The sequence below is a fragment of the Bradyrhizobium sp. LTSPM299 genome (assembly GCF_000938235.1).
Taxonomy (GTDB): Bacteria; Pseudomonadota; Alphaproteobacteria; order Rhizobiales; family Xanthobacteraceae; genus Bradyrhizobium.
The window spans coordinates 16,088-38,003 of record NZ_JYMU01000066.1 but is presented as its reverse complement, the minus strand read 5'-3'; the positions used below and the strand labels follow the sequence as shown (position 1 = coordinate 38,003).

Annotated in this window: 17 protein-coding genes; 14 read left to right on the top strand and 3 right to left on the bottom strand. The window is 60.0% G+C overall.

What is annotated here, in order from left to right; all coding sequences use genetic code 11:
* The first annotated feature begins 484 nt into the window (after positions 1-484).
* The 12 genes from UP10_RS31780 to ertD all read left to right on the top strand — a co-directional run bounded on the left by UP10_RS31780 (position 485) and on the right by ertD (position 15,310).
* Positions 485-1,486, top strand: a complete 1,002-nt coding sequence (locus tag UP10_RS31780) for an ornithine cyclodeaminase family protein (RefSeq protein ID WP_044591148.1) — start codon at positions 485-487, stop codon at positions 1,484-1,486.
* A gap of 19 nt (positions 1,487-1,505) precedes the next feature.
* Complete coding sequence (locus tag UP10_RS31775; protein WP_044591147.1) at positions 1,506-2,318, top strand: phosphate/phosphite/phosphonate ABC transporter substrate-binding protein; 813 nt, start codon at positions 1,506-1,508, stop codon at positions 2,316-2,318.
* Between the two features lie 329 nt (positions 2,319-2,647).
* Positions 2,648-3,589: an ABC transporter permease gene (locus UP10_RS31770; RefSeq protein WP_044591146.1), complete on the top strand. Its 942-nt coding sequence runs from the start codon at positions 2,648-2,650 to the stop codon at positions 3,587-3,589.
* Entirely contained in the window at positions 3,586-4,497 is a 912-nt protein-coding gene (locus UP10_RS31765; RefSeq protein ID WP_245321998.1) for an ABC transporter permease, read from the top strand. Before UP10_RS31770 ends, UP10_RS31765 begins: the two co-directional genes overlap by 4 nt.
* Positions 4,494-5,477: an ABC transporter ATP-binding protein gene (locus tag UP10_RS31760; protein WP_044591145.1), complete on the top strand. Its 984-nt coding sequence runs from the start codon at positions 4,494-4,496 to the stop codon at positions 5,475-5,477. Before UP10_RS31765 ends, UP10_RS31760 begins: the two co-directional genes overlap by 4 nt.
* The gene (locus UP10_RS31755) at positions 5,474-6,463 is read left to right on the top strand and encodes an ABC transporter ATP-binding protein (RefSeq protein WP_050043874.1); all 990 of its coding nucleotides are present in this window, start codon (positions 5,474-5,476) and stop codon (positions 6,461-6,463) included. Before UP10_RS31760 ends, UP10_RS31755 begins: the two co-directional genes overlap by 4 nt.
* A 64-nt stretch (positions 6,464-6,527) precedes the next feature.
* Positions 6,528-8,453 (top strand): LysR family transcriptional regulator, encoded by a 1,926-nt coding sequence (locus UP10_RS31750; RefSeq protein ID WP_044591144.1) that lies wholly within the window; start codon positions 6,528-6,530, stop codon positions 8,451-8,453.
* A gap of 203 nt (positions 8,454-8,656) precedes the next feature.
* Positions 8,657-9,949: an NtaA/DmoA family FMN-dependent monooxygenase gene (locus UP10_RS31745; protein ID WP_044591143.1), complete on the top strand. Its 1,293-nt coding sequence runs from the start codon at positions 8,657-8,659 to the stop codon at positions 9,947-9,949.
* A 382-nt stretch (positions 9,950-10,331) separates the two neighbouring features.
* Complete coding sequence (locus tag UP10_RS43390; RefSeq protein ID WP_156180408.1) at positions 10,332-11,399, top strand: flavin reductase; 1,068 nt, start codon at positions 10,332-10,334, stop codon at positions 11,397-11,399.
* A 71-nt stretch (positions 11,400-11,470) separates the two neighbouring features.
* On the top strand, positions 11,471-12,250 hold the full coding sequence (locus UP10_RS31730) for an aldo/keto reductase (RefSeq protein ID WP_197086946.1): 780 nt from the start codon (positions 11,471-11,473) through the stop codon (positions 12,248-12,250).
* Entirely contained in the window at positions 12,220-13,863 is a 1,644-nt protein-coding gene (locus UP10_RS31725) for an ABC transporter substrate-binding protein (protein WP_156180406.1), read from the top strand. The genes UP10_RS31730 and UP10_RS31725 overlap by 31 nt, the downstream gene beginning before the upstream one ends.
* A gap of 52 nt (positions 13,864-13,915) precedes the next feature.
* Positions 13,916-15,310 carry a hydantoin-5-propionate amidohydrolase gene (ertD, locus tag UP10_RS31720; protein WP_044591139.1) on the top strand — a complete coding sequence of 465 codons (1,395 nt, stop codon included), beginning with the start codon at positions 13,916-13,918 and terminating at the stop codon, positions 15,308-15,310.
* A 50-nt stretch (positions 15,311-15,360) separates the two neighbouring features.
* On the opposite strand, the gene UP10_RS31715 is transcribed toward ertD, so the two are convergent.
* A complete protein-coding gene (locus UP10_RS31715; RefSeq protein ID WP_044591138.1) occupies positions 15,361-16,716 on the bottom strand; it encodes a UbiD family decarboxylase in 1,356 nt (451 codons plus the stop codon).
* 22 nt (positions 16,717-16,738) lie between these two features.
* Complete coding sequence (gene ertE / locus UP10_RS31710) at positions 16,739-18,007, bottom strand: N-carbamyl-l-glutamate amidohydrolase ErtE (protein WP_044591137.1); 1,269 nt, start codon at positions 18,005-18,007, stop codon at positions 16,739-16,741.
* A gap of 146 nt (positions 18,008-18,153) precedes the next feature.
* Between ertE and UP10_RS31705 the strand changes: the two genes are divergently transcribed.
* Together UP10_RS31705 and UP10_RS31700 are read left to right on the top strand one after the other, a co-directional pair.
* A complete protein-coding gene (locus UP10_RS31705) occupies positions 18,154-18,723 on the top strand; it encodes a UbiX family flavin prenyltransferase (protein WP_044591136.1) in 570 nt (189 codons plus the stop codon).
* A gap of 73 nt (positions 18,724-18,796) precedes the next feature.
* A complete protein-coding gene (locus UP10_RS31700; RefSeq protein WP_044591135.1) occupies positions 18,797-20,488 on the top strand; it encodes a tetratricopeptide repeat protein in 1,692 nt (563 codons plus the stop codon).
* 172 nt (positions 20,489-20,660) lie between these two features.
* Here UP10_RS31700 and UP10_RS31695 read toward each other — a convergent pair whose 3' ends face one another.
* Positions 20,661-21,863: an ABC transporter substrate-binding protein gene (locus UP10_RS31695; RefSeq protein ID WP_197086947.1), complete on the bottom strand. Its 1,203-nt coding sequence runs from the start codon at positions 21,861-21,863 to the stop codon at positions 20,661-20,663.
* Positions 21,864-21,916: the final 53 nt, after the last annotated feature.

Sequence of the window (21,916 nt, the reverse complement as noted above, 5' to 3'; positions counted from 1 at the left end):
AAGGTGGTCAGCTGCTGATATCGTAAATGGTTCGCCCGGACTCGAGCCTGCAACCTGGCCGTTGTGGGCGGGACGATAACGCTCGGCTTCATTGATCTATTGCAGTCGTCCAATGATGGATCGGAGCGAGAGTTTAAGTTTTTCAATTAGTTAGAAGGCTGCATGTGCACGACGTGTGCACCGAGAGATCAATAAATATCTCGTCACGGACAATGTGAGCAGGCGCTTTAGGACACACCCACAGCCCTCTGCGTACTCCACGCAGCTCGAAGGCGAACGGGGGACCTTGATCGTGGCTTGGGAGCCGTCAATCGGATAACAGAATGGCACGGCGCCGCCGGGACTGCTGCAGGCGGCGATCACGGTAATTGTGCCCGTTACCTATGTTGTCATCGGAGCAAACATGCCTCCGAGCAGCGTTGAGCGTTGACTCCCCGGCGCTCCCAGATAATGTCTATACATATCATGCGGCTGGAGCAGGATCGTGCCACCGATCTATATCGCTTACCTCAATCGTCTCGATATCGAAGAACTCAAGATCACCGACGACGAAATTCTTGCGGCAATCGAATTGAGCCTGGCGGCCCAGGGCCGGGGGGATACCGTGATCGAGCCGCGGGTCCACCTCGAGCCAGGAGCCGCCAATGGGCACTTCAACGTGCTGCGCGGCGCAATCAAGACGCCGATCGATAGGGCCGGGGTCAAGATCGTCGGTGACTTCGTTGACAACTACAAGCTTGGACTACACTCGGAGCTCGGTATTTTGGCGCTGTTCGATCCTCGTACCGGCGCGCCGAGGGCGATCCTGGATGCAAGCGGCATTACGGACATGCGCACCGGCGCGGTCACCGCGATTGGCGCCAAATATCTGGCACGCAAGACCGCAAAGGTTCTCGGCCATATCGGTGCGCGCGGAACGGCTTACTGGAACGTCCGGCTGCTCGACCGCTTGTTCAATTTCGACGAAATCCGCGTGCATTCCCGCCGCGAGGAGAGCCGCACCAGTTTTGCCGAACGACTAAGCCGAGACCTTGGCAAAAAGATCGTTGTGACGGACGACTGGCAAAGCTGCGTTGAGGGTGCGGACATCGTGGTCGAGGCGTCGCGGCTCGACAAGCCGACGCCGATGCTCAAGACCGAGTGGATCAAGAAAGGCGCGTTTGTCGTGCCATACGGCACGATGAGCGCCATTGAGCTGTCGCTGACCGATGTCATGACAAAACTGGTGGTCGATGATTGGGGACAGTGTAAGGCCGGCAAGTTTGGCAGCCTGCGCGCTCACGTTGAGGTAGGCAAGCTCTCCGAAACGACCTTGCACGCCGAGCTCGGACAGATCGTGGCGGGTCTCAAGCCAGGCCGGGAAAGCGACGCTGAAACCAATTTGCTTTGGCATCGCGGGCTGTCTCTATCCGATATCGCGCTCGGACATACGATGCTGGAGAAGGCCGAGCGCATCGGGATAGGGCAACGCTTGCGCTTTGCCTAAACGGGAGCAAGCTCCGCAGATGAGTCTTGTTGCCAACGCGAGAATGTACTCGGTCAATCCCCAGGCTTCAGCAGCTTGGAAAGAGTTGTTCGATTGGCTTGCGCATGCAAGCGGCGTGAAGCTCGATATCGTCGACTACGCGTTTCCGCTCAAATTGTCCGATCTTTGGTCGCGAGACGATCTCGCCTGCGTTTTCATGTGCGGATTTCCCCTCATGTTATCAGGGCGGCGTCCAAAGCTTGTCGCTGCCCCGATTCCGGCAAGTGCCCCTTTGGCGGGTCGGCCCGTCTATGCCACGCGGCTGCTGGTTCGTTCGGGATCCGGCTTTCAATGCCTTGAAGACACTTTCGGCGGCCGGCTGGGTTACACCGTTCATGACTCGCATTCCGGTTACAACGCGCTACGTCACCACCTCCTGCCATATTATCGACAGCGCGGAGAAAAGTTGTTTGGCGAAAGCGTCGGTCCGCTCACGACACCCCGACGCGTGGTCGATGCGCTGTTGGACGGAAGTATCGATGTCGGACCGCTCGACAGCTACGCGCTCGACTTGATGTTGCGTCACGACGAAACACTTCGATCGCAAATCAGGGTCGTTGCGAGCACAGACGTTGCTCCGATCCCAGCGCTAGTCGCGGCCCCCAGTTGTCCCGACGAGGTGATTGCGAAGTTGCAGGGCGCTCTTGATAAGGTCGCTGACACAGCCGAATGCGTGTCTCTAAGAGATCGCTTGTGCCTCAGTGGATTCACGAAAGTGGCGATCTGCGACTACGAGTTGACCTTGCGGTGGGATGCGGAAGCGCGTCTAGCGGGATATCCCGAGCCGGGCTGACCCGTAACGTAAAGGAACAAGCCCGATCAGCCGCGTCGGGCGGAGCAACGTTGGATTCAGTCGAGAAGTTCGTCGATTGACGCTCCTCCGTTACGGCCATGAACGGGTAATTTCGTTGCACCTATTGATAGTGTTTTGAGCAAACTGACTAACTAATTTGCTTTCCATCCTCCTAACCGCGGAATCTATCGCCAGAGACGCGAACGGCTATTGGCCGTCCTAGAACTACCGGACTAGTGTCGCCGCGCCAGTCGAGCAGCGCAATGTCGGTGGCCGGACGAACCGTTCGTATGGTTCGTGCATTGCCGGCGCGCGGTTCGGGAGACGCCATGGTCTACTACGTATTTCGCCGCTTATTGATGCTGCCTCCGGTCATGCTGATCGTGGCCTTCATCGTATTTGGCCTGCTTTATGTCACTCCCGGAGATCCCGCCGCGATGATCGCCGGCGATCAGGCCACTCCTGAGGAAGTCGAGCGTATCCGTGTGTCGCTGGGGCTAGATCAGCCATTCTACATCCGCTTTGCATTCTGGATATGGCAGGTGATGACCGGCGATCTTGGCACATCAATCTTTGCCAATCAGCCAGTCGTGCAAATGATCGGTCAGCGCATCGGGCCAACGTTCTCGTTGCTTACGATGAGCCTCGTGATCTCCGTGGCAATTGCGGTTCCGGTCGGAGTGGCGGCGGCTTGGCAACGTGGTCATGCGATCGACAGAATCATCACCGCGCTAACCGTGCTCGCCTTCTCTCTGCCGGTATTCGTCGTTGGATATCTGCTGGCGTTCTCGTTCTCGACATCACTCGGCTGGTTGCCGGCGCAGGGCTATGTACCTCTCGCCGACGGGTTCGTGCCCTACATTTCACATCTGATACTTCCTTCGCTCACACTCGGGGTGTCCTACTCCGCCATTTTGGCGCGCACGACACGAGCCTCGATGCTTGACGTGCTCACGCAGGACTATGTGAGGACCGCGGTTGCAAAGGGAGCGGGCCCGCGGGTCGTCCTGTACAAGCACGCGTTAAGAAACGCGTCGGTGCCTATTGTCACGGTCATCAGCATCGGTATCGCGACGCTCATGGGCGGTTCGGTGATCACGGAGAGCGTGTTTTCTATCCCGGGGCTCGGGCGTCTTACGCTCGATGCGATCCTTCATCGTGATTATCCCGTGATCCAGGGGGTGGTGCTCCTTTTCAGCGCCAGCTACGTGGCGATCAACCTGATCACCGACCTTGCGTATACAATCGTGGATCCGAGGATCCGATATTGAACCATCAAGCGCCTTCTTCCAGCATGGCTGCTCATTTGCAAGCGGCCGAGCGGCCGACCCGTCGGGCGAACTCCGAATGGAGAGCTTTGCGGTTCCTGAAGCGCCATCCACAGATCGCGGCAGGCTCTCTGATTTTATTCGCGGTCACGCTTGTCGCCATTCTTGCGCCGCTCCTCGGCACGGTCGATCCGCGCGCCATCTCGGTGACCAAGCGATTGCGGCCGCCGTCGGCAGAGTTTTGGTTTGGGACAGATGCATTGGGGAGAGACCTCTATTCTCGCGTCATGTATGGCGCGCGAATCTCGGTGGGCGTGAGCGTTTCTTGCGCGTTTCTGTCCTGTGTCGGAGGCACCGTCGTCGGAATGATATCTGCCTCCGGAAGATGGGCGGACTCGGTCGTGATGCGTGTCATGGACGGCCTCATGTCGATTCCATCGATGTTGCTTGCTATCGCACTGATGGCGGCCACGCGTGGGTCTGTCGGCACGGTAATCGCAGCCATCACGGTGGTCGAAATACCGCGTGTTGCTCGGGTGATACGCGGCGTCATGCTGACGCTTCGCGAAATGCCCTTCGTGGAAGCGGCGATTGCGGCCGGGTCGACAACCCCAAAAATCCTAATTCGGCACCTCCTACCGGCAGTCGTGTCCCCGCTGACGGTTCAGGCAACATTCGTGGGTTCGGCTGCGATCATCATCGAGGCGAGCCTCTCGTTTATCGGTGCGGGCACGCCGCCGACAATTCCCTCATGGGGGAACATCATGGCTGACGGGAAGGCGCTCTGGCAGGTCAAGCCACACTTGGTGTTTATCCCAGCTGCGTTTCTCGGCGTGACGATCCTGGGAGTGAACCTGTTGGGTGACGGGCTAAGGGATGCCCTGGATCCAAGAATGGCGGAGCGATCTTGACAGTCGTCTTGGAGGTTCAGTGCCTGGATGTTTCATTCGTCGCGGCGACAGGAGTTGTTCGAGCTGTTCGCGGCGTATCGTTCTCGGTCAGGCGATCGGAGACGTTAGCAATCGTTGGCGAATCCGGATCCGGCAAGAGCGTGACGGCCTTATCTCTCTTGAGGCTGCACGACGCGGAAAGAACCAGGATCTCAGGTAGCGTCAAGTTCAAGGGAGCCGAACTCCTCGAGGTATCCGAAGCTGAAATGCGATCAGTCAGGGGCAACGAAATCGGCATGATCTTTCAAGAGCCGATGAGTGCGCTGAATCCGCTCATGCAGATCGGAAATCAGATCGCTGAAACAATCCTCTTGCACCAGAGTGTCGCTCGAAGCGAGGCCAGGCAACGCGCCCTGCGGCTCCTGATCCAGGTTGGCATTGCCGATCCGGAACACCGGATGCGGGAATACCCGCATCAGTTATCCGGCGGAATGCGGCAGCGCGTGATGATCGCAATGGCGCTCGCTTGCGATCCCGAGATCCTGATCGCAGATGAACCGACGACGGCGCTGGATGTGACGGTGCAGGCGCAGATTCTAGATCTTATGCGCGAGCTCAAGGCGCGCACAGGTGCCTCAATCGTTATCATCACGCACGATCTGGGCGTCGTTGCTGAACTGGCCGACCGCGTCGTGATCATGTACGCCGGGGTCAAGGTGGAGGAGGGGACAACGGCGGAGATTTTTTCGCGACCCGTGCATCCCTACACCGTCGGACTATTGGGAGCCATCCCTCGCCTGGATCGCAACAGGAGTGAAGGGCCGCTGACCGAAATCCCAGGGCAGGTACCTGCACCCAGCCAGGCCAGGGTTGGGTGCTCTTTCGCCGCAAGATGCAGTCTCTCGTCATCGGTCTGCTTCGAGATCGAGCCTGCGCTGGAAGACGTCTCTCCCAGTCATGCCGCAGCATGTCATCACAAGATTCGGGTGCCGCTTGCATGAGCCAAGCCGCTCTTCTCGAAGTCATTTCGCTCAAGAAGCATTTCCCGCGACCTCGTGTCGGGTTTGGGCCCCGCGAGGTTGTAAGGGCTGTCGACGACGTCTCGTTCGCGGTCGCGCGAGGCGAGACACTTTCCATCGTAGGTGAGAGCGGCTGCGGCAAGTCCACATTGGGCAGAACGGTCCTCGGCCTAACCCCACCAAGCGCGGGAGCCGTGTGGTTTGATGGCTGGCGCGTCGATGGTTTAGCCAAGCCGCAACTGCGAAAGATCAGGCGGCATTTCCAGGTCATATTCCAGGATCCAATGGCGAGCCTCAGTCCGCGGATGCGCGTCCGCGACATTCTCGCCGAGCCGCTCGTTAATTTCGGTCTTGTCAGAGGCCGTAAGGCCGTCGACGAGCGGGTTGGCGAACTCCTCGACACGGTGGGCCTCCCCCGCGATGCAGCGGCCCGCTTTGCTCATGAGTTCTCCGGCGGCCAGCGTCAGCGAATATGCATTGCGCGGGCACTGGCGCCAGAGCCAAGCCTGATTGTGTGCGACGAGGCAGTGTCGGCGCTTGACGTGTCGGTCAAGGCACAGATCGTCAATTTGCTGGTGAGCCTCCAGGACAGGTTCGGCCTGTCGTTGCTCTTCATCAGCCATGACCTGGCCATCGTCGGCCACCTCTCGCATCGCATCGCGGTGATGTATTTGGGAGTCATGGTCGAGATTGGCGACCGGGACCTCATCCTCGATCGTCCGCTGCACCCTTACACGCGGGCGCTCATCTCTGCGGTGCCAAAGACAAAAGGAGAGATATCCAGGCGCATCGTCCTTGCCGGCGACGTCCCTAGTCCGATTAACCCGCCGTCGGGCTGCCGCTTTCATACCCGATGCCCAAAGGCCTTCGATCGCTGCAAAGTGGAAGAGCCTAAATTGCGGTCGGTTGGGACCCAACGCAGGATGGTGGCCTGTCATTTGGATATCTCGGAGCAGGCTACGTCCTAGGGCCGGAAGCGAGGCTGGCACGCATCTTGCTGGACTTGAGGCTAGGTCCGGTGAGAGCAATTGCATGCCTGTTGCAGAACTTCGCGATCGCGCCTCCGGCATCAATCTGAGCCAGATCGAGACCTTCCTGGCGTTGGTCGAGGAAGGAAGCGTCGCGCCGGCGCTGAAGCGCCTCGGCTTAGGGCGGTCCTCGCTCAGTGCGCATGTCAAGTCGCTCAGCGACGAACTTGCCCAGCGTCTGGTTATGCGCCTCCAGGGGGGCCTGGCCATTACTCCGGCCGGTCGCGAGGCTTACAGATTACTGCACCCATTCATGGAACATGCGGCGCACTGCCTTGCCTATTTTCGCGGCGGACAAGAGACCAATCCCACGCGCATCGAAGTCATGCTGCCGCAGGGCTATGCAGGGGCGTTGTTTGATCAAACGCTTGTCCAGGTCGCAAGATCGGCGATGACGCGCATGCGCTCGCATTGGATCTCGCCGACATACGGAAGACCAGACCAGGCCGAGAAAAGTGGTCTGGTTGTCAATTTCGGGGACAGGCGGGCCGGCCGGTCAGGGGCGGCTGACGTTCACGTGATCGCGGATCGATGGGTGCTCGTGCGCTCGGGGTCAAACAAGGGTTGGTCGACCGAAAACGTACCGTTGTCCGATCTGGTCAACAACACTTTCACGGTGCCTGAGCTGCCCGAAAGTCAACTTGCACTGTTGCTTGCCGTGGCGGACAAGACCCAGGCGCGCATCAACTGTCTTAGCCAGGATCCGCAGGAGATTCTAGCCAATGCCAGCATGAGTAGAAATTTCAACTTCCTGATTCCGGCGGCCCAGCTGAATCCAAGTCTGGTGGCTGAGCAGTTCGAATGCGCTCTGCTCGAAAAAAGCGACTTCGATCCGACGATCGCGATCTCGGGCGAATACGGTTCGACCTTCGGCCCGGAGATATCCGAGCAATACGAGAAGTCGCTTACTGCCTTGATCGCGTCCGAACCATCGGTCTCGGGAAGCGATACCGAGCCGGAACGAGTTTCCCTGAAACTGTGTCGATCGTTCCTGGCATTGTACGAAGAGGGGAATATGAGGCGCGCCTCGCAGCGCCTGTGCATCGTGCAACCGGCGCTCACGGTCCAACTGCATGGCCTTGAGGAACTCCTGGACACCCAGCTGTTCGAGCGCTCCCATCGCGGTCTCGAGCCGACCTCACGCGCGGATTTTCTGTACGGCCTGCTCGCCCCGCTCATGGCGGAATTCGAGGAAGCAGTTCGAACGCTCCGTGCGGGTGCAATCGGCGGGCGCTTGCGGCGCCTCCGGCTTGGCCTCATTCCCGCTCTGGATGCCGAGAGCGAGACAGCCGAATACTTTGCGAACGCGCTCAATCGCTGGTCGGCGCGTTATCCGGAGACGATCGTCCAGGTTCTGGAGGCCTACTCGGCCAAGCTGCTCCAATGGCTTTCATCCGGGCGGATCGACTTCGCCTTGACGGATCGCGTGGTCGAAAGCCCGGACATGTCGTTCGATTTGATCGCAGAGGACGAAATGGCGGTCGTCGTCGAGAGGTCCACGCAGCTCCTGCCGCCGGGGCCGGTCACGTTGGAGACCGCATCCAAATTGCCGCTAGTGCTTCCGTCCAGCCGGCATGGCCTGCGTTCAATCATCGCGCAGCCACTGCAAAAGGCAGGATTGGACCTCAATCCAAGGATCGAGGTCGATTCCATGGCCGCGGCGATCAGTCTGGTGAAGATCGGACGATACGCGACCATCCTGCCGACCGGAGCCATACACAAGAGCACTGACCGCCGGCGTCTTTCCATTCATACGATCCGCGCGCCACGCATTCTGCGCAGCATTTGCCTGGTCAGGATGCGGAACGAGATACCGGATCCGGCTGCGCAGGAGTTTATCGAAGAGTTGCAGAGCGCGTTTTCCTCGGCGGGAGAGCGCATCTCCGTCGAAGAAGGCGACGTTACTGCCTCATCGAAGCTCATCGCATAACCGCTGCCTGGTTGAACCTGGATCGCAACGTCGAGCGGATTGATCGCCGGGCGAAGGCATTGCAGCGCGCTCTCTGGGGCGGCCGAAATCGGTACGGCAATTGTTATCGGCGGTTTCGGTAGATTGAATTATCGGCCGTTCGACGGTCGTGGTTCCCTGCTTTCGAGAGATTATTCCGCAGGGATCGGAACGCAGGAGTCGTCATGAGCATGTTTCATCTGGGTTGGTTTCTGGGCCCCGGCATCACGGTCCAGGGCTGGAATACGCCCAACTACGCTCCGAGCTATGAGTGGACGCAGCCGGACATCTACCAGGATGCGGCAAGGGCACTCGAGCGGGCCTGCTTCGATTTCATGATCCTGGAAGACACGAGCGCTGTCCCTTACGCCTACAAGGGATCCATGGATTTCTACCTGAAGAACGCAACGATGACGCCGAAGCTCGATCCGGCGGTCCTAACCCCCTACATACTTTCGGCGACCAAGCGTCTTGGCGTGGCGTTGACCCTGACTACGACTTTCTATCCGCCGTGGATCCTGGCGCGGCAAATGGCGACGCTCGATCACTACTCAAAGGGCCGCATCGGCTGGAACATTGTGACGGCAACCAGCGATGCCGCTGCGCAGAACTTCGGCTACGACAAGCAGTTCGAGCACGATCAGCGCTATGACATGGCCGACGAGTATCTCGACCTTGCGGCGCAGCTCTGGGAGGCCTGGGATGCCGATGCTGTTCGCATGGACCTTGAAAGCCAGACCTTCATCGATCCATCGAAGGTGAAGGCAATCAACTTCGAAGGAAAGTACTACAAGTCGCGGGGGCCGCTAAACGTGCCGCGTTCCCCCCAGACGAAGCCCTTGTATGTCGCTCCAGGAGGGTCGCCGCGTGGACGGAAGTTCAGCGGGCGCAACGCCGAGGTTGTACTCGCCGGCGGCGAGTCCATCGCGGAGATGAAGGAATACCGCGCGGAGGTCCGCGCGCATGCGAAGGCGTATGGTCGCGACCCGGACAAAATCAAGACGATGTTCATCGCCGGCGTCCTGGTCGGACGGGACAAGAGGGGAGTCGAGGAGATCAAGGAGAACCTGCCGAAGATGAGGCAGCGCCGGTTTGAAGCCCATCTGGCTTCGCTGTCGTTCTTGTCGGGCATCGACTTCTCTAAGTTTGAGCTCGACACACCGCTACCGGAGATCAAGACCAACGGCATGCAGACGATGTTGCGCATGTTCAAGGATGCCGGACCCAAGGCGACGCTGCGCGATATCGGAATGCGTCCTCCGGGGTGGGAACTGATCGGGACGCCGGACGAGATCGCCTCGATGATGAAGGAAGCGATGGAGGAAATCGGCGGAGATGGCTTCCTCGTCACGGGGCCGGTCACGCCGCGCTACATCAACAGCGTCGCCGACGAGCTCGTTCCCGTCCTTCAGAAGCGTGGCCTGACGCGGAAGGAGTACAGCCATGAGCACTTAAGGGATAATGTGATGGCATTCTAGGCCGGGCAAATTCGGTCCGGAGGCATCCCATGACAAGGTCCCTTATTTTCCAGCGCAATGTGTTCGCGCTAATCAGTGCTCAAGCTTTCGGAGCTGCCGGACCGCCCATCGTGATTTCCTTGGGCGGTCTGGGTCGCGGGCTGTTGCGACCCGATCGAGCGTCCTCGCGTGCTCAACGACTTTCTCGTTTTCGGCACCACGGCGTCGGGATCGTTGTTGGCGGGCGGTCTCATGAGAACGGATTGGGGCTGGTCAGTCGTTGCCTGGACAGCGGCTACCCTTGCCATGGTCAAGGGCACCGTCCTTTCGCTCGTAATCTATCTCGGCAGACGCGTCGAGCCGGCGACGGCATGACGTCGGTTCGTTCGATGAGGAGTGACACGTGAACGGATATGAGGACCCGGCGCTTATGAATGGCGAAATCTTCAAATCGCTGATGCGCAATATTGCCTCGAGCGTGGCGGTCATTACGACTAGCAACGAAGGGCGGCTTCATGGAATGACAGCCACGGCGGTCTGCAGCGTCAGCGCCGACCCCGCGACGATCCTCATCGTCGTCAACCGATCGACCCGCAGCCACCCGATCATATCCTCGACCAAGCAGTTTACGGTCAACATCCTCGCTGAAGATCAGCACGAGATCAGCGGGCTTTTTGCCTCGAAGCAAGACAATCCGTTCTCGGCCGTAGAGCATCGGATAGGCCTGAACGGCAATCCCATCGTCGTCGGCGCAGCGGCACATCTCGAATGCTCGACTTACTATGAACTGGACGTCGGAACCCACACGGTTTTCGTCGGCCATGTGACGAGCGGGGACGTCTCGACGGTGCCGCCGCTCGTTTATCACGAAGGGCAATATAAGTCCCTCTCGCCTCGCAAGCCGGAGCGCGAGGTGGCACCGATGTTCATCGACCGCTGGTCGCCCAGGGCATTCTCGCCGAGCGAGATCGATGACGAAACGCTGATGTCGCTGTTCGAGGCGGCGAGATGGGCGCCGTCATCGATGAATGCGCAGCCATGGCGGTTCATCTATGTCAGGCGTGGGCAAGCGAAATGGCAAGCGTTTCTCAACACGCTTTCGAACACGAACCGGTCGTGGTCGATCCATGCGGCCGCGCTCATCGCGTTCGTGTCGAAGAAGACCCTGCAATTCGACGGAAAGGAATTTCCGTCGCCTACGCACAGCTTCGACACTGGCGCAGCCTGGATGAGTTTCGCGCTCCAGGCAAATCTGTCCGACTGGTATACGCACGGAATGGCGGGGTTCAACGCCGAGAAGCTCGCTCACGAATTGGAGTTGCCCGATGATTTCGCCATCAACGCGGTGGCGGCGATCGGAAGGCTGGGCGATAGCTCATCGTTGCCGGATCATCTCAAGGCGCGGGAGATACCGAGCGAGCGAAAGGCCCTGTCGGAGCTTGTATTCAACGGAACCTTTGGTGCGGCATGAGTGGCGGGTCGGGGGCCACGCCGCAGTCCGGCCGGAGCGATACACTGCCCAAGGTCGGGTTGGGGACGAGATTGTTGCTCGGCGACAGATGTGCCGATGTGGTCGTCAAAGCCATCGAAATTGGTTACCGATACGTCGATACCTCGCCGAGTTACGGCAACGAGGATGCCGCCGGTCGGGGAATAAGACTGTCCGGTATTGACCGGCGCGAGATGTTCGTCACCACGAAGGTGGAGCGTGAGGATCTTCGTCCGGAACGCCTTCTGGAATCAGCGCAACGAAGTCTTGATACGCTCGGCCTCGATTGGATTGATCTCCTGCTCATCCACTGGCCGAACGCCGAAGTGCCGATTTCGGAAACGCTCTCGGCGATGCGCGAACTTCAGCTGTCCGGTTCCGTTTCGCATATAGGGGTCGCCAACTTTCCCATTGCAATGCTCGATGAGACGGTTGCGGCCTCTGGTCGAGCCGGGACAAAGGTGTTCGCCAACCAGATCGAGGTTCATCCGTCGCTTCCGCAGCGACGACTTGTCGCTGCGTGCGCCGCACGCGGCGTGCGTCCCATCGCCTATTCGCCCATGGGACGCGAGGATCTGAGCCATCCCTTGGTATTGGGTATCGCCGAACGCACGGGACGAACCCCAGCCCAAATCGCGCTCCGTTGGCATATTCAGAGAGGCGTCTTTCCTGTGCCCATTCCGGATACAGGTGAACCGGCGCAGATCGCAGTCCAATTCGAGCTCTTTGACTTCGAACTCTCCCAGGACGACATGGCGGTGCTCAGCAACGTTGGCCCGGAGAGGCGTTACTTCTCGCCTGCTTGGGCTCCAGTCTGGGATCCGCAGGATTGAACCAACCTATCGAAGGCGACCTTAGAGGGCGGAAAATGCGTAGACGAGATTTCCTGAAGGGTGTGGCCGCAAGCGCACTACCTTTGCCCGCCTTCGCGCAGGGTAAAACGACGACGTTGAGGATCATCAAAAGCCAGAATCTCGGCAGCGTCGATCCGATCTGGACGACCGCGGCTGCGACGCAGGACTTCGGGTTCATGGTGTTCGATACGATCGTTGGCGCGGACGCCGATTTCGTGCCGAAGCCGCAAATGGCCGAGGGATGGACGGTCGAAGACAACGACAAAACCTATATATTCAATCTTCGCGAGGGCCTCAAATTCCACGACGGCGAACCGGTCAGGTCCGTCGATTGCATCGCGTCGATGAAACGCTGGTGGGCGCGCGACGTCGCCGGCCAGATGGTCGCGGGCGTGACGGATTCCGTCGATGTCATCGACGATCGCACCTTCAGGATGCGCCTGAAGTCACCGTTTCCGCTGCTGCTCGATGCCCTGGGCAAGCTCAGTCCCGCAAGCTGCATCATCATGCCCGAGCGGATCGCCAAGACGGATCCGTTCAAGCAGATACCCGAGGCCATCGGCAGCGGTCCGTTCAAGTTCCTGACGAGCGAATGGGTGCCGGGGCAAAAGGCGTCGTTCGCAAGGTTTGCCGATTACATTCCCCGCTCCGAGCCCTTCAGCGGTCTCGCGGGCAATCATGCCGCCCTGGTCGACCGGGCGGAATGGTCGTTCATCGGTGATGCGGCAACGGCAGCGGCAGCCATGCAAGCGGGCGAGCAGGACTACTGGGATGGTCTGCCGGTCGATCTCGTGCCTCTCATGAAGGAGAACCAGAACCTTATCGTGGGGCCGAGAAGTACGAGCGCCACAAACTATACGTTCGTCATGAATCATCTCCAACCACCGTTCAACAACCCGGCGATCCGGCAGGCTGTTGCGATGGCGATCGATCAGAAGGAATATCTGCTGGCGGCAACCGCTGGCCTTCCCGAAAATGGCGGGGCTTGTCCAAGCTTCTATACGTGCACCTCGCCGTACGCGAGCGATGCCGGGGCTGCCGTGCTGAAGGAGAAAAGCATCGAGAAAGCGAAGGCGGCTCTCAAGGCGGCCGGCTATGCCGGCGAGAAGGTCGTGTTCATCGGCGCGAGTGAACCGCCTGCGCTGGCCGCGATCGCCCAGGTCTCGGACGATCTTCTCAGGCGCATGGGGTTCAACGTCGAATTCGTGACGACCGATTTCGCGGGAATGATCCAACGCCGCGTCAATAAGGGACCGGTCGACAAGGGAGGATGGAGTGCTTTCAACAGTACCTATGGCGCCGTCGATCTTCGCAATCCGTCGGTCAACTCGCTGCTGCGCGGGGCGGGGGAGCAGTCCTGGTTCGGCTGGCCGACCAATCCCCGGCTCGAGGAACTACGCAACCAGTGGTTCCTCCTGACCAATGCAGAAGAGAGGGTAAAGGTTGCTCACCAGATCCAGGTCGAGGCCTTCAAGACGCTCCCCTACATTCCGATTTGCTACTCGTACCCACCGATTGCCTACAGCAAAAAGCTGACAGGCGTTACACGGCAGCCGATCAATTCGTTCTGGGGAATCGGCAAGCAATCCTGAAGACGCGCGCCCATCGCGCGGCAGCACTGACGAATCTAGAAAAGGTGTGTTCATGAGCGATTTCGATCTCGTTCTTACCGGGCAGGTGGTGCGGACCGACCGGGTGATAGAGAATGGCTTTGTGGCGATCCGGGGAGGGACCGTCGAATTGGTAGGCAACGGCGAGCCTCCTGCCGCGCGCGAGCGCCAGGACTTCGGCGGGTCCTATGTGCTTCCGGGCGCGGTCGACGCCCAGGTCCATTCGAAGTCACAGCTCGGTCAGGAGGATTTCATCTGGTCGACGCGCGCGGCGGCGGCAGGCGGCGTTACGACCGTCGTCGATATGCCCTACGACGCCGGCTTTCTGGTTTGCACAGGCGATCGGGTTCGGCAGAAGATCAAGGAAGCGGGCGAGCAGGCGCGTGTGGACTATGCGCTCTACGGTACGATCGATCCCGGTGACGGGCCGAAGCACATCGCGGGAATGGTCGAGGCTGGGGTCTCCGCTTTCAAATTCTCGACGTTCAACACGGATTCAAAACGCTTTCCCCGTATCCCGCCACAGGATCTTTACGCCTGCTTCACCGAGATCGGCCGGCTTGGCCTGGCCGCCGGCGTACACAACGAAAACGATGAAATGGTGCGCGCCGCGATGGCAAGTGTCGAGGCCAGCGGCATCACCGATTATCGTGCCCACGCGTTGTCTCGACCGCCGGTCACGGAAACGCTCGCCATGGCGGAAGTGTATGAACTCGGCGCCCAATCGGGATGTTCGACGCATGTCGTCCATTGCTCGGTCGGACGGGGCTACGACCTATGCGAAGCCTATCGCCAGCAGGGCTTCGATACGACCGTCGAAGCGTGCATCCATTATCTCACGCTGGACGAAGAGAATGACGTCGCGCGCCTCGGCGGAAAGGCCAAGATCAACCCACCCGTCAGGCCACGCGCCGAAGTCGAGGCCCTATGGCGACATCTTGCCGCCGGTCACGTCACGGTGGTGTCCACCGATCACGTCAGCTGGTCGGAGAGCCGCAAAGCAGACCCGGTCATGCTGAAGAATTCCTCCGGAGTGCCTGGATTGGAGGTTCTCTATCCCTTGCTTGTTAAAGGGCTCATCGAGCGTCGTCTCGATATTACCCTTGCTGCAAGGCTGCTTGCTGCCAATCCCGCTCGTCTGTTCAGGTTTGGGCACCGAAAGGGAGCGTTGGAGAGAGGGCGGGATGCCGACATCGTGGTGATGGCCCACGCGCCCCATCGCTATAACCCAGAGGAGTCAGGCCACAACTTTGTGACTTGGAGCCCGTATGCCGGCATCGAATTGCCTTACCGCCCTGTTGCGACTTATTTGCGCGGCGAGCTCGTGTTCGACGGAAAGGACGTATTGGCAGAACCCGGTACGGGCTGTTTCGTCCGGCCGCCGGCTCTCCGGCCTTCGCTCGCCAAGAATGAATCAGTAGCCGCCTGAGGCGGCTACCTGACGACGTATCGCGACCCAGTACGCTCAGCGGTACGGGGTCAGTATTGTTCGAGTTCCGCGGCGATGCGATTTATGACGTCTTTCGGTGGGTTGACGAATTCCGACCTGCTCAGAGGCTCGCCGTCGCCGGGGCGCGTCGTGGCAATCATGGCAATCTTGGTCACGGTGAGATTTTCGTGGATGGGATCGCAGCGGTCGGCCTTGACGCCTTCGACGACCATGAGGTCCTCGTGACCGCGGAAGCGCGCAGCCAGGGCCCACTCCACCTCGCGCGGATTTTCGATGTCGATATCGTCGTCGACGACGGTGACGAGCTTCAGCAGGTTGACCTGCCCCATCGCGAGCATAGCTGCCCGTTTGCCTTCACCCCGCTTTGGCTTGTGCATGGAAATAATCGCGTGCAGGCGACCCATGCCACCCTCGGTGATGAGAACACGCCGCACAGCTGGAATCATGCGGTGTAAGGCCTGGCGCAGCGTGGCGCCGATCGCGATCCCGCCGAGCAAGCAATGTTCGCTCGCGTATCCAGGCAAGATTGCCTGGTAGATGGCGTCCTTGCGTCGGGTGACGCACGTAATCCGTCCCCCCATTCCAGCGCCGTAACTGACGTAGAACCCGTGGAATTCGGATACGGGGCCTTCCTCGATCTGCTCCTCCGGGTCGAGTTCGCCCTCCAGAACGATCTCCGCCTCTGCCGGCACCTCCAGATCGACGGTCTTGCATTTGACCAATTTGAGCGGCTCGCCAAGCATGCCGCCGATGTTGTCGAATTCGTCGTCGCCCAGACCAAGATAGAGCTGCGAACCAAGCAGCACAGCCGGATGATTTCCGATGGCGACGGCGATGGGTAGCCGCCGGCCGAGCGCCTTGGCCTTCTCCGCGAGGAGGTTGAGGTGATGGTTCTTCGCAATACCGGCCATGACCCTGCTGCCTCCCTCGAGCCGAAGCCGCGCAATCGATACGTTGCGGCGCCCGGTTTCGGGATCCTTTGCGATGATCACGCCGGCCGTAATGTATGGGGCTGTTTCACGTTCGAACCAGGTTGGAACGGGCAGGGCGGCGGGGAGATCGATATCACCGGACTGAACGATCTCTTGTACCGGCCCCGAGTCGCTCATCACGGGCTTGATGGGGTAGGAGAGCGCGTGGATGCAGAGATCATCGAGCTTGCTTGCTTCGAGGTTCAGCCCAAGTGCGAACCTCTCTCGCGAGACCAGAAGGTTTCCAACGACCGGCAACGAGCCGGTTTGCTCGAAGAGGATCGCTGGCCCCCGATCCCGGAGTGCCAGCACGGCGCCGATTTCGAACTTCGGATCGATTCGCCGCTTCACACGATGAAGCGCTCCCGACGCATCGAGCTGCGACAGGAATCCACGCATGCTTTGATCGGTCATAAACTTTCGCTCTCATGGTCGTTCAGTTGGCGTTGTCTGCATTATCCAGCGATCGCACGGCATCATAGAGCGTGGCGGTGCCCATCGCCAACGCGTCCGGGTCGGCCCACTCGTCGGGACTGTGGCTCTTGCCTTCCAGGCAAGGGATGAACAGCATCGCCGAACGGCCGATCCGCGCAACGAAAGCGGCGTCATGGCCGGCCCCTGACGCAAGTTCGGTCGTGCTGTACCCAAGCTTCGACGCGCTGCGAGCCAAGATATCTCGAAGGTGCGGATCGCACCTGGTCGGGTCGGTTTTCGAGATGATCGCGAAGCGCTCGCGCTTTACGCCGGACCTTTGGGCCGCTTCCAGACTGTGCCGATCGAGCAGCATGATGAAGTCGTCGATCTCCCGGCCATCCTCTGCGCGTATGTCCAGAACCAACCGTGCCTGTCCCGGCACGACGTTTGCGGCGTTCGGCGCGATCTCGATAATTCCCGTGGTCGCCACGAAGTGGCCGCGACCGCTCGTTGCTTTGAGCGCGCCTTGTTTCGCGGTCCATGAGACGATCTCCGCGGCCGCTACGCCTGCATCGCGCCTTAGGTTCATCGGGGTGCCGCCGGCGTGGTCGGCAGATCCCAGCAAAATCAATTCGACCCGCGCAATTCCGACGATGCCGCTGACAATCCCGAGCTCGATTCGGCCGCTCTCGAGCACGCGCCCTTGCTCGATATGAAGCTCGAGATAGGCTGCAATGCTCGGCGGCGTGGTCCGCTCCAGAGCGGAGGGGCTGCCTCCGACCCTAGCCAAAGCGTCCGACAAGCGCTCGCCGGCGGCATTGGCCCGAGACAGCATATCAGGACTCAGGGCCCCAACCATCGCCCGACTACCGATGCAGGAGATGCCGTAGTCGCTGGGCTCCTCGGCCAGGAAATCCACGATCTCGAGCGGGTGATCGAGGGCGTGGCCGGATCGGATGACGGCTCGCGCAATCTCGACGGCTGCGAGGAGCCCGGCTGCCCCGTCAAACCTGCCTCCCGATGGAACCGTGTCCGAATGCGATCCCAGTACGATCGGTGGGAGCGGACGACGTCCTTCCAGCCGGCCGATCAGGTTGCCCCCGGCGTCCGTCCTGACGGCCAGCCCCGATTGAATGAAAAGGTTACTGAGCCAGGTCCGCCCCTCGGCAAAGCGAGGCGTAAACGAGCGGCGGGTCCAAGGACGATCCGGCTCCGTGATGGCGGCGAGCGCCATGAGGTCGGCCCATAGGCGGTCGGCGTCGATGCTCGACGTGCTTGGATCGAATGGCATTCCCTACGTGAATATGCGGGCGAGCCATCGCGCCAATAATCGTTTCCGGAAACAGGTATCAGAAAGGTCGTCTCGGCCCGTATTCCGCGCCGAAGCCGTTGACAGGGTAACGCAGCCAGAGCATCTGCAGAAGAGAAGGAGTTTTCATGTCTGGCGAGGCACGATTGATCGTTGGCATAACCGGGGCGTCGGGCATCGCGTACGGCGTCCGTCTCCTGAAGCTGCTGCGGCAGGCCCCGGTTGAAACTCACCTCGTGGTTTCGCGCGCGGGGGAGATCGCCATGGCGCATGAGGGCCCCGTCAAGGTATCGGACGTCCGGGATCTGGCGGATCGCTGGTACAAGTTCGACGACGTGGCGGCGCCCATCTCGTCCGGATCATTCCGCACGCAAGGCATGATCATTGCACCGTGTTCAGTCAGAACAATGTCCGAGATTGCAACCGGGGTGACATCTTCACTTCTGTCACGCGCGGCGGACGTCGTACTCAAGGAGCGCCGTCGGCTGACGTTGCTCGTTCGTGAGGCGCCGCTCCACACAGGGCATCTCAGGACCATGACGACACTCTCTGAACTGGGTGCAATCATCTACCCGCCCGTACCTGCGCTCTATACCAAGCCAGCGAACATTGAAGACATGATCGACCAGACGATCGGGCGCGTGCTTGATCTCTACGATATCGACCTTGGCCTCGTGTCACGATGGAAGGATCCGTAGTGTTGCCAAAGTGTCTGCAAATTGCCGGGGTGTCCGAGGTTGACGAGTTTCGCTGTCAACGGGAGATGGTCTGATGCAGCGCTTCGACCTCGGCGAATACACCCGACGCATCTCGACCACTTCAGCAGAGGCTCAGGATTGGTTCGACGCAGGGCTTAATTGGTGTTACGCCTTCAACAAGGCGGAAGGGGTGAACTCATTCAAGAAGGCGCTCGAATATGATCCTCAATGCGTCATGGCTCATTGGGGCATGGCATATGGCAGCGGCCCCTTTTATAACCTGACTTGGCGCGATCATGGCGAGCGTGAGGCGAATGCTGCCACCGCCACTGCTTTCAAGCACATCGCGTTGGCCCGCGCTTTGGTGAACAAGGCGACCCATGTCGAGGCCCGGTTGATCGAAGCTCAAGCGTGCCGCATCCAGAAACCGCATGCGGTTCTGCCTGAGGAATTTGACCGGTGGGACGACGACTACGCGGCGGAGATGCGCAGGGTCCATCGCGAATATCCTGACGACGCCGATGTCACGGCACTCTTTGTTGAAGCCCTGATAACCAGGACGCCGCGGCGGTTGTGGGATGTCAAGACGGGCCGGCCCGCGAGGAACTCCGACGTGCTCGAGGCACTTTCGATTTGCGAGCGCGGTATTGATGTCGTGCGGTTGACAGGCGCTCAGCCAAATCCGGCTCTGCTGCACCTGCATATCCACATCTTGGAGACGTCGAATGAACCCGAGAGAGCGTTGGCATCGGCGGCGGCACTGGCGCCCCTATGCCCGGACGGCGGGCATCTGAACCATATGCCGGCACATGTCCACATGCTCGTCGGGGACTATCAGAGTGCCAGGCAGGCTAGCGAATTGGCGATTGCAGCCAACGACAAATTTCTTGCTTGCGCCGGCACGCTATCGCCCTACACGACCGCGTGTGCTCATGATCTGCTTTTGATGATGCATGCCTGCATGTTCTTAGGAGCATACGGCGATGCGATTGGAGCGGCCGGCAAGCTCGGCGGCATGGTGACCGAAAACCTTCTCGCGGTCCCGGACCGCCCCAAATTCGTGACAAGTCTCGAGGGTTATAATTCCATGCGCACCCACGTTCTCGTACGGTTTGGCAAATGGAAGGAAATCATCGACGAGCCTATGCCCGCGACGCCAGCGGCGTATCCAGTCACGACAGCCATGCTTCACTACGCCAAGGGTGTGGCGCATGCCACCCTTCGAGACTTCACCGCGGCAGAGCGCGAGCGCGTGCTCTTCCTGGAGTGCGTGTCGCGCATTCCGGCAGATCGCAAGGTGTTCAACAACACCGCGAAGAGTATCCTTTCGGTCGCGGAGAGTATGCTGGAAGGAGAATTGGCCTACCATAAAGGACAATACGAGACGGCATTCGCGCATTTGCGGGAGGCGGTATCGAGAGATGATGGCCTGGAATACGTCGAACCTTGGGCTTGGATGCATCCTCCGCGGCATGCGCTCGGAGCGTTGCTCGCCGAGCAAGGCCACTTTTCCGAGGCGGAAAGCTGCTACCGTGCCGACCTCGGCCTGAGCCCGGGCGTTCAGAGGTGCGCGCAGCACCCCAACAACGTTTGGGCGCTTCAAGGGCTTGTAGAATGCCTGCAGGTTCGCGGCGCCGTCGATGAATTGAAAGATGTCGAACTCCGATTGTCCGCGGCTAAGGCGTTGTCGGACACAACCATTGCGGCTGCCTGCATGTGCCGGACTGGTTCGGCCTCAAATACAGGTTCAAAGTGCTGCGGTTGACGCCGGTCTATCGTCGCCAGGCACGCTGGCTGACTTAGAGCGAGCTGCAATAGATATCGGCGCGAACTGAATCCCAATCGGCGACTTGGTCGATCTCGACGGCATTGCGTCCTGGGGGCAGGCAGCCATCCGAGATTAGCGAGAACCTCGCGAGAGGTTCTCACCGGCGTTCTCAATCGGCCGACAGCGGCTCGCCCCTCAGCGACCAACTCGCTCCGTCAAAAATTGCAATTCGCAGGGTCTTGAATGGAGTGTAGTCGCCGGGTTTGGTGCTGATCGAGATGCCCGGGAGCATCATCGGCAGTCGCTCGCCGTTGAGCGACGTCGCCTGCCGGATGAGGTTATCGCGGGTCAGTTGATCGCCGCACTTCCGTAAGGCCAGCGTCACGGCGTGAACGTTCATGTAGGCGACCAGCACAGAATAGTCGTCTGGATTGGCCGTGGGCGCGTATTTTTTCAGGAAGTCCTTGTAGGCGTTGACTTCGTCGTCGTTGGCCCAGGCCGGATCTCCTGGCTGCTTGAGGAACTGCGTCGTGACCAGCCCTTTCGAAGCCTCGAGTCCAGCGGGTTTCAAGATGGTCTCGACGGAGGCGGTCGAGCCGCCGATCACGTGCAGCGGCTTCCAGCCGAGCTCGTAGACCTTGCGGATCGACTGTGCGGCGGCCTTCGACGATGACTGCTCGATCAGCGTGTCGACGCCCGCAGCCTTCAGCTGAACGATCTGCGAATCGATTGTGGGGTCGGCGAGCTCATAGGAGGTTACGGCGACGATTTGCGAGGCCTTGGATCCGAGTCCTGCGCGGAGGCCTTTGAGATAGTCCTTTCCATAATCGTCATTCTGATAGAGCACGCCGATCTTGGCGTCAGGTTTCGCCTTAACGATGTATTTGGCAACTACCTGGCCTTCGGTCTCGAAATCTGGGTAGAGCGGGATGGTCCACGGGAACGCCTTCGGGTCGTTGAAACGGCGTCCGCCCGCGGTGATGAACAGCTGTGGCACCTGCTTGCCGTTCAGGTACTTCTGGATCGCGACATTGGGCGCGGTACCGATGGTGCCGACCTCGGCCAGCACGCCAACATCTTCGATCAGCTTGCGCGACTGCTCAATCGCCTTCGGCGCGTTGTAGGCATTGTCGAACTGCGTGAAGCTGATCTTGCGGCCGTTGATGCCGCCTTGGGCGTTCAGCATCTCGAAATATCCGACGACGGCGCGTCCTGCTCCGGCACCAAAGGCCGATGCCGGGCCGCTGAGCGGCGTCGATTGTCCGAGCTTGATCTCAGTGTCGCTGGCACCGGGGCCGTAGGCCTTTTGCGCATGGAGCGGCGCGGCTGCGAATGCCGCGAATACGGCAAGCGCGCCTAGCGCTTGACTAATCGTCCTGTCCAAAGTGTTTCCTCCCGTGTTGTCTGCTTTTATCGTTTTGCCTG

Bases quoted from the DNA above. Each gene is read 5' to 3' on its own strand.
- UP10_RS31775 (WP_044591147.1), top strand. From the start codon at position 1,506: ATGAGTCTTGTTGCCAACGCGAGAATGTACTCGGTCAATCCCCAGGCT.
- UP10_RS31770 (WP_044591146.1), top strand. From the start codon at position 2,648: ATGGTCTACTACGTATTTCGCCGCTTATTGATGCTGCCTCCGGTCATG.
- UP10_RS31755 (WP_050043874.1), top strand. From the start codon at position 5,474: ATGAGCCAAGCCGCTCTTCTCGAAGTCATTTCGCTCAAGAAGCATTTC.
- UP10_RS31750 (WP_044591144.1), top strand. From the start codon at position 6,528: ATGCCTGTTGCAGAACTTCGCGATCGCGCCTCCGGCATCAATCTGAGC.
- UP10_RS31745 (WP_044591143.1), top strand. From the start codon at position 8,657: ATGAGCATGTTTCATCTGGGTTGGTTTCTGGGCCCCGGCATCACGGTC.
- ertD (WP_044591139.1), top strand. From the start codon at position 13,916: ATGAGCGATTTCGATCTCGTTCTTACCGGGCAGGTGGTGCGGACCGAC.
- UP10_RS31715 (WP_044591138.1), bottom strand. From the start codon at position 16,716: ATGACCGATCAAAGCATGCGTGGATTCCTGTCGCAGCTCGATGCGTCG.
- ertE (WP_044591137.1), bottom strand. From the start codon at position 18,007: ATGCCATTCGATCCAAGCACGTCGAGCATCGACGCCGACCGCCTATGG.
- UP10_RS31705 (WP_044591136.1), top strand. From the start codon at position 18,154: ATGTCTGGCGAGGCACGATTGATCGTTGGCATAACCGGGGCGTCGGGC.
- UP10_RS31700 (WP_044591135.1), top strand. From the start codon at position 18,797: ATGCAGCGCTTCGACCTCGGCGAATACACCCGACGCATCTCGACCACT.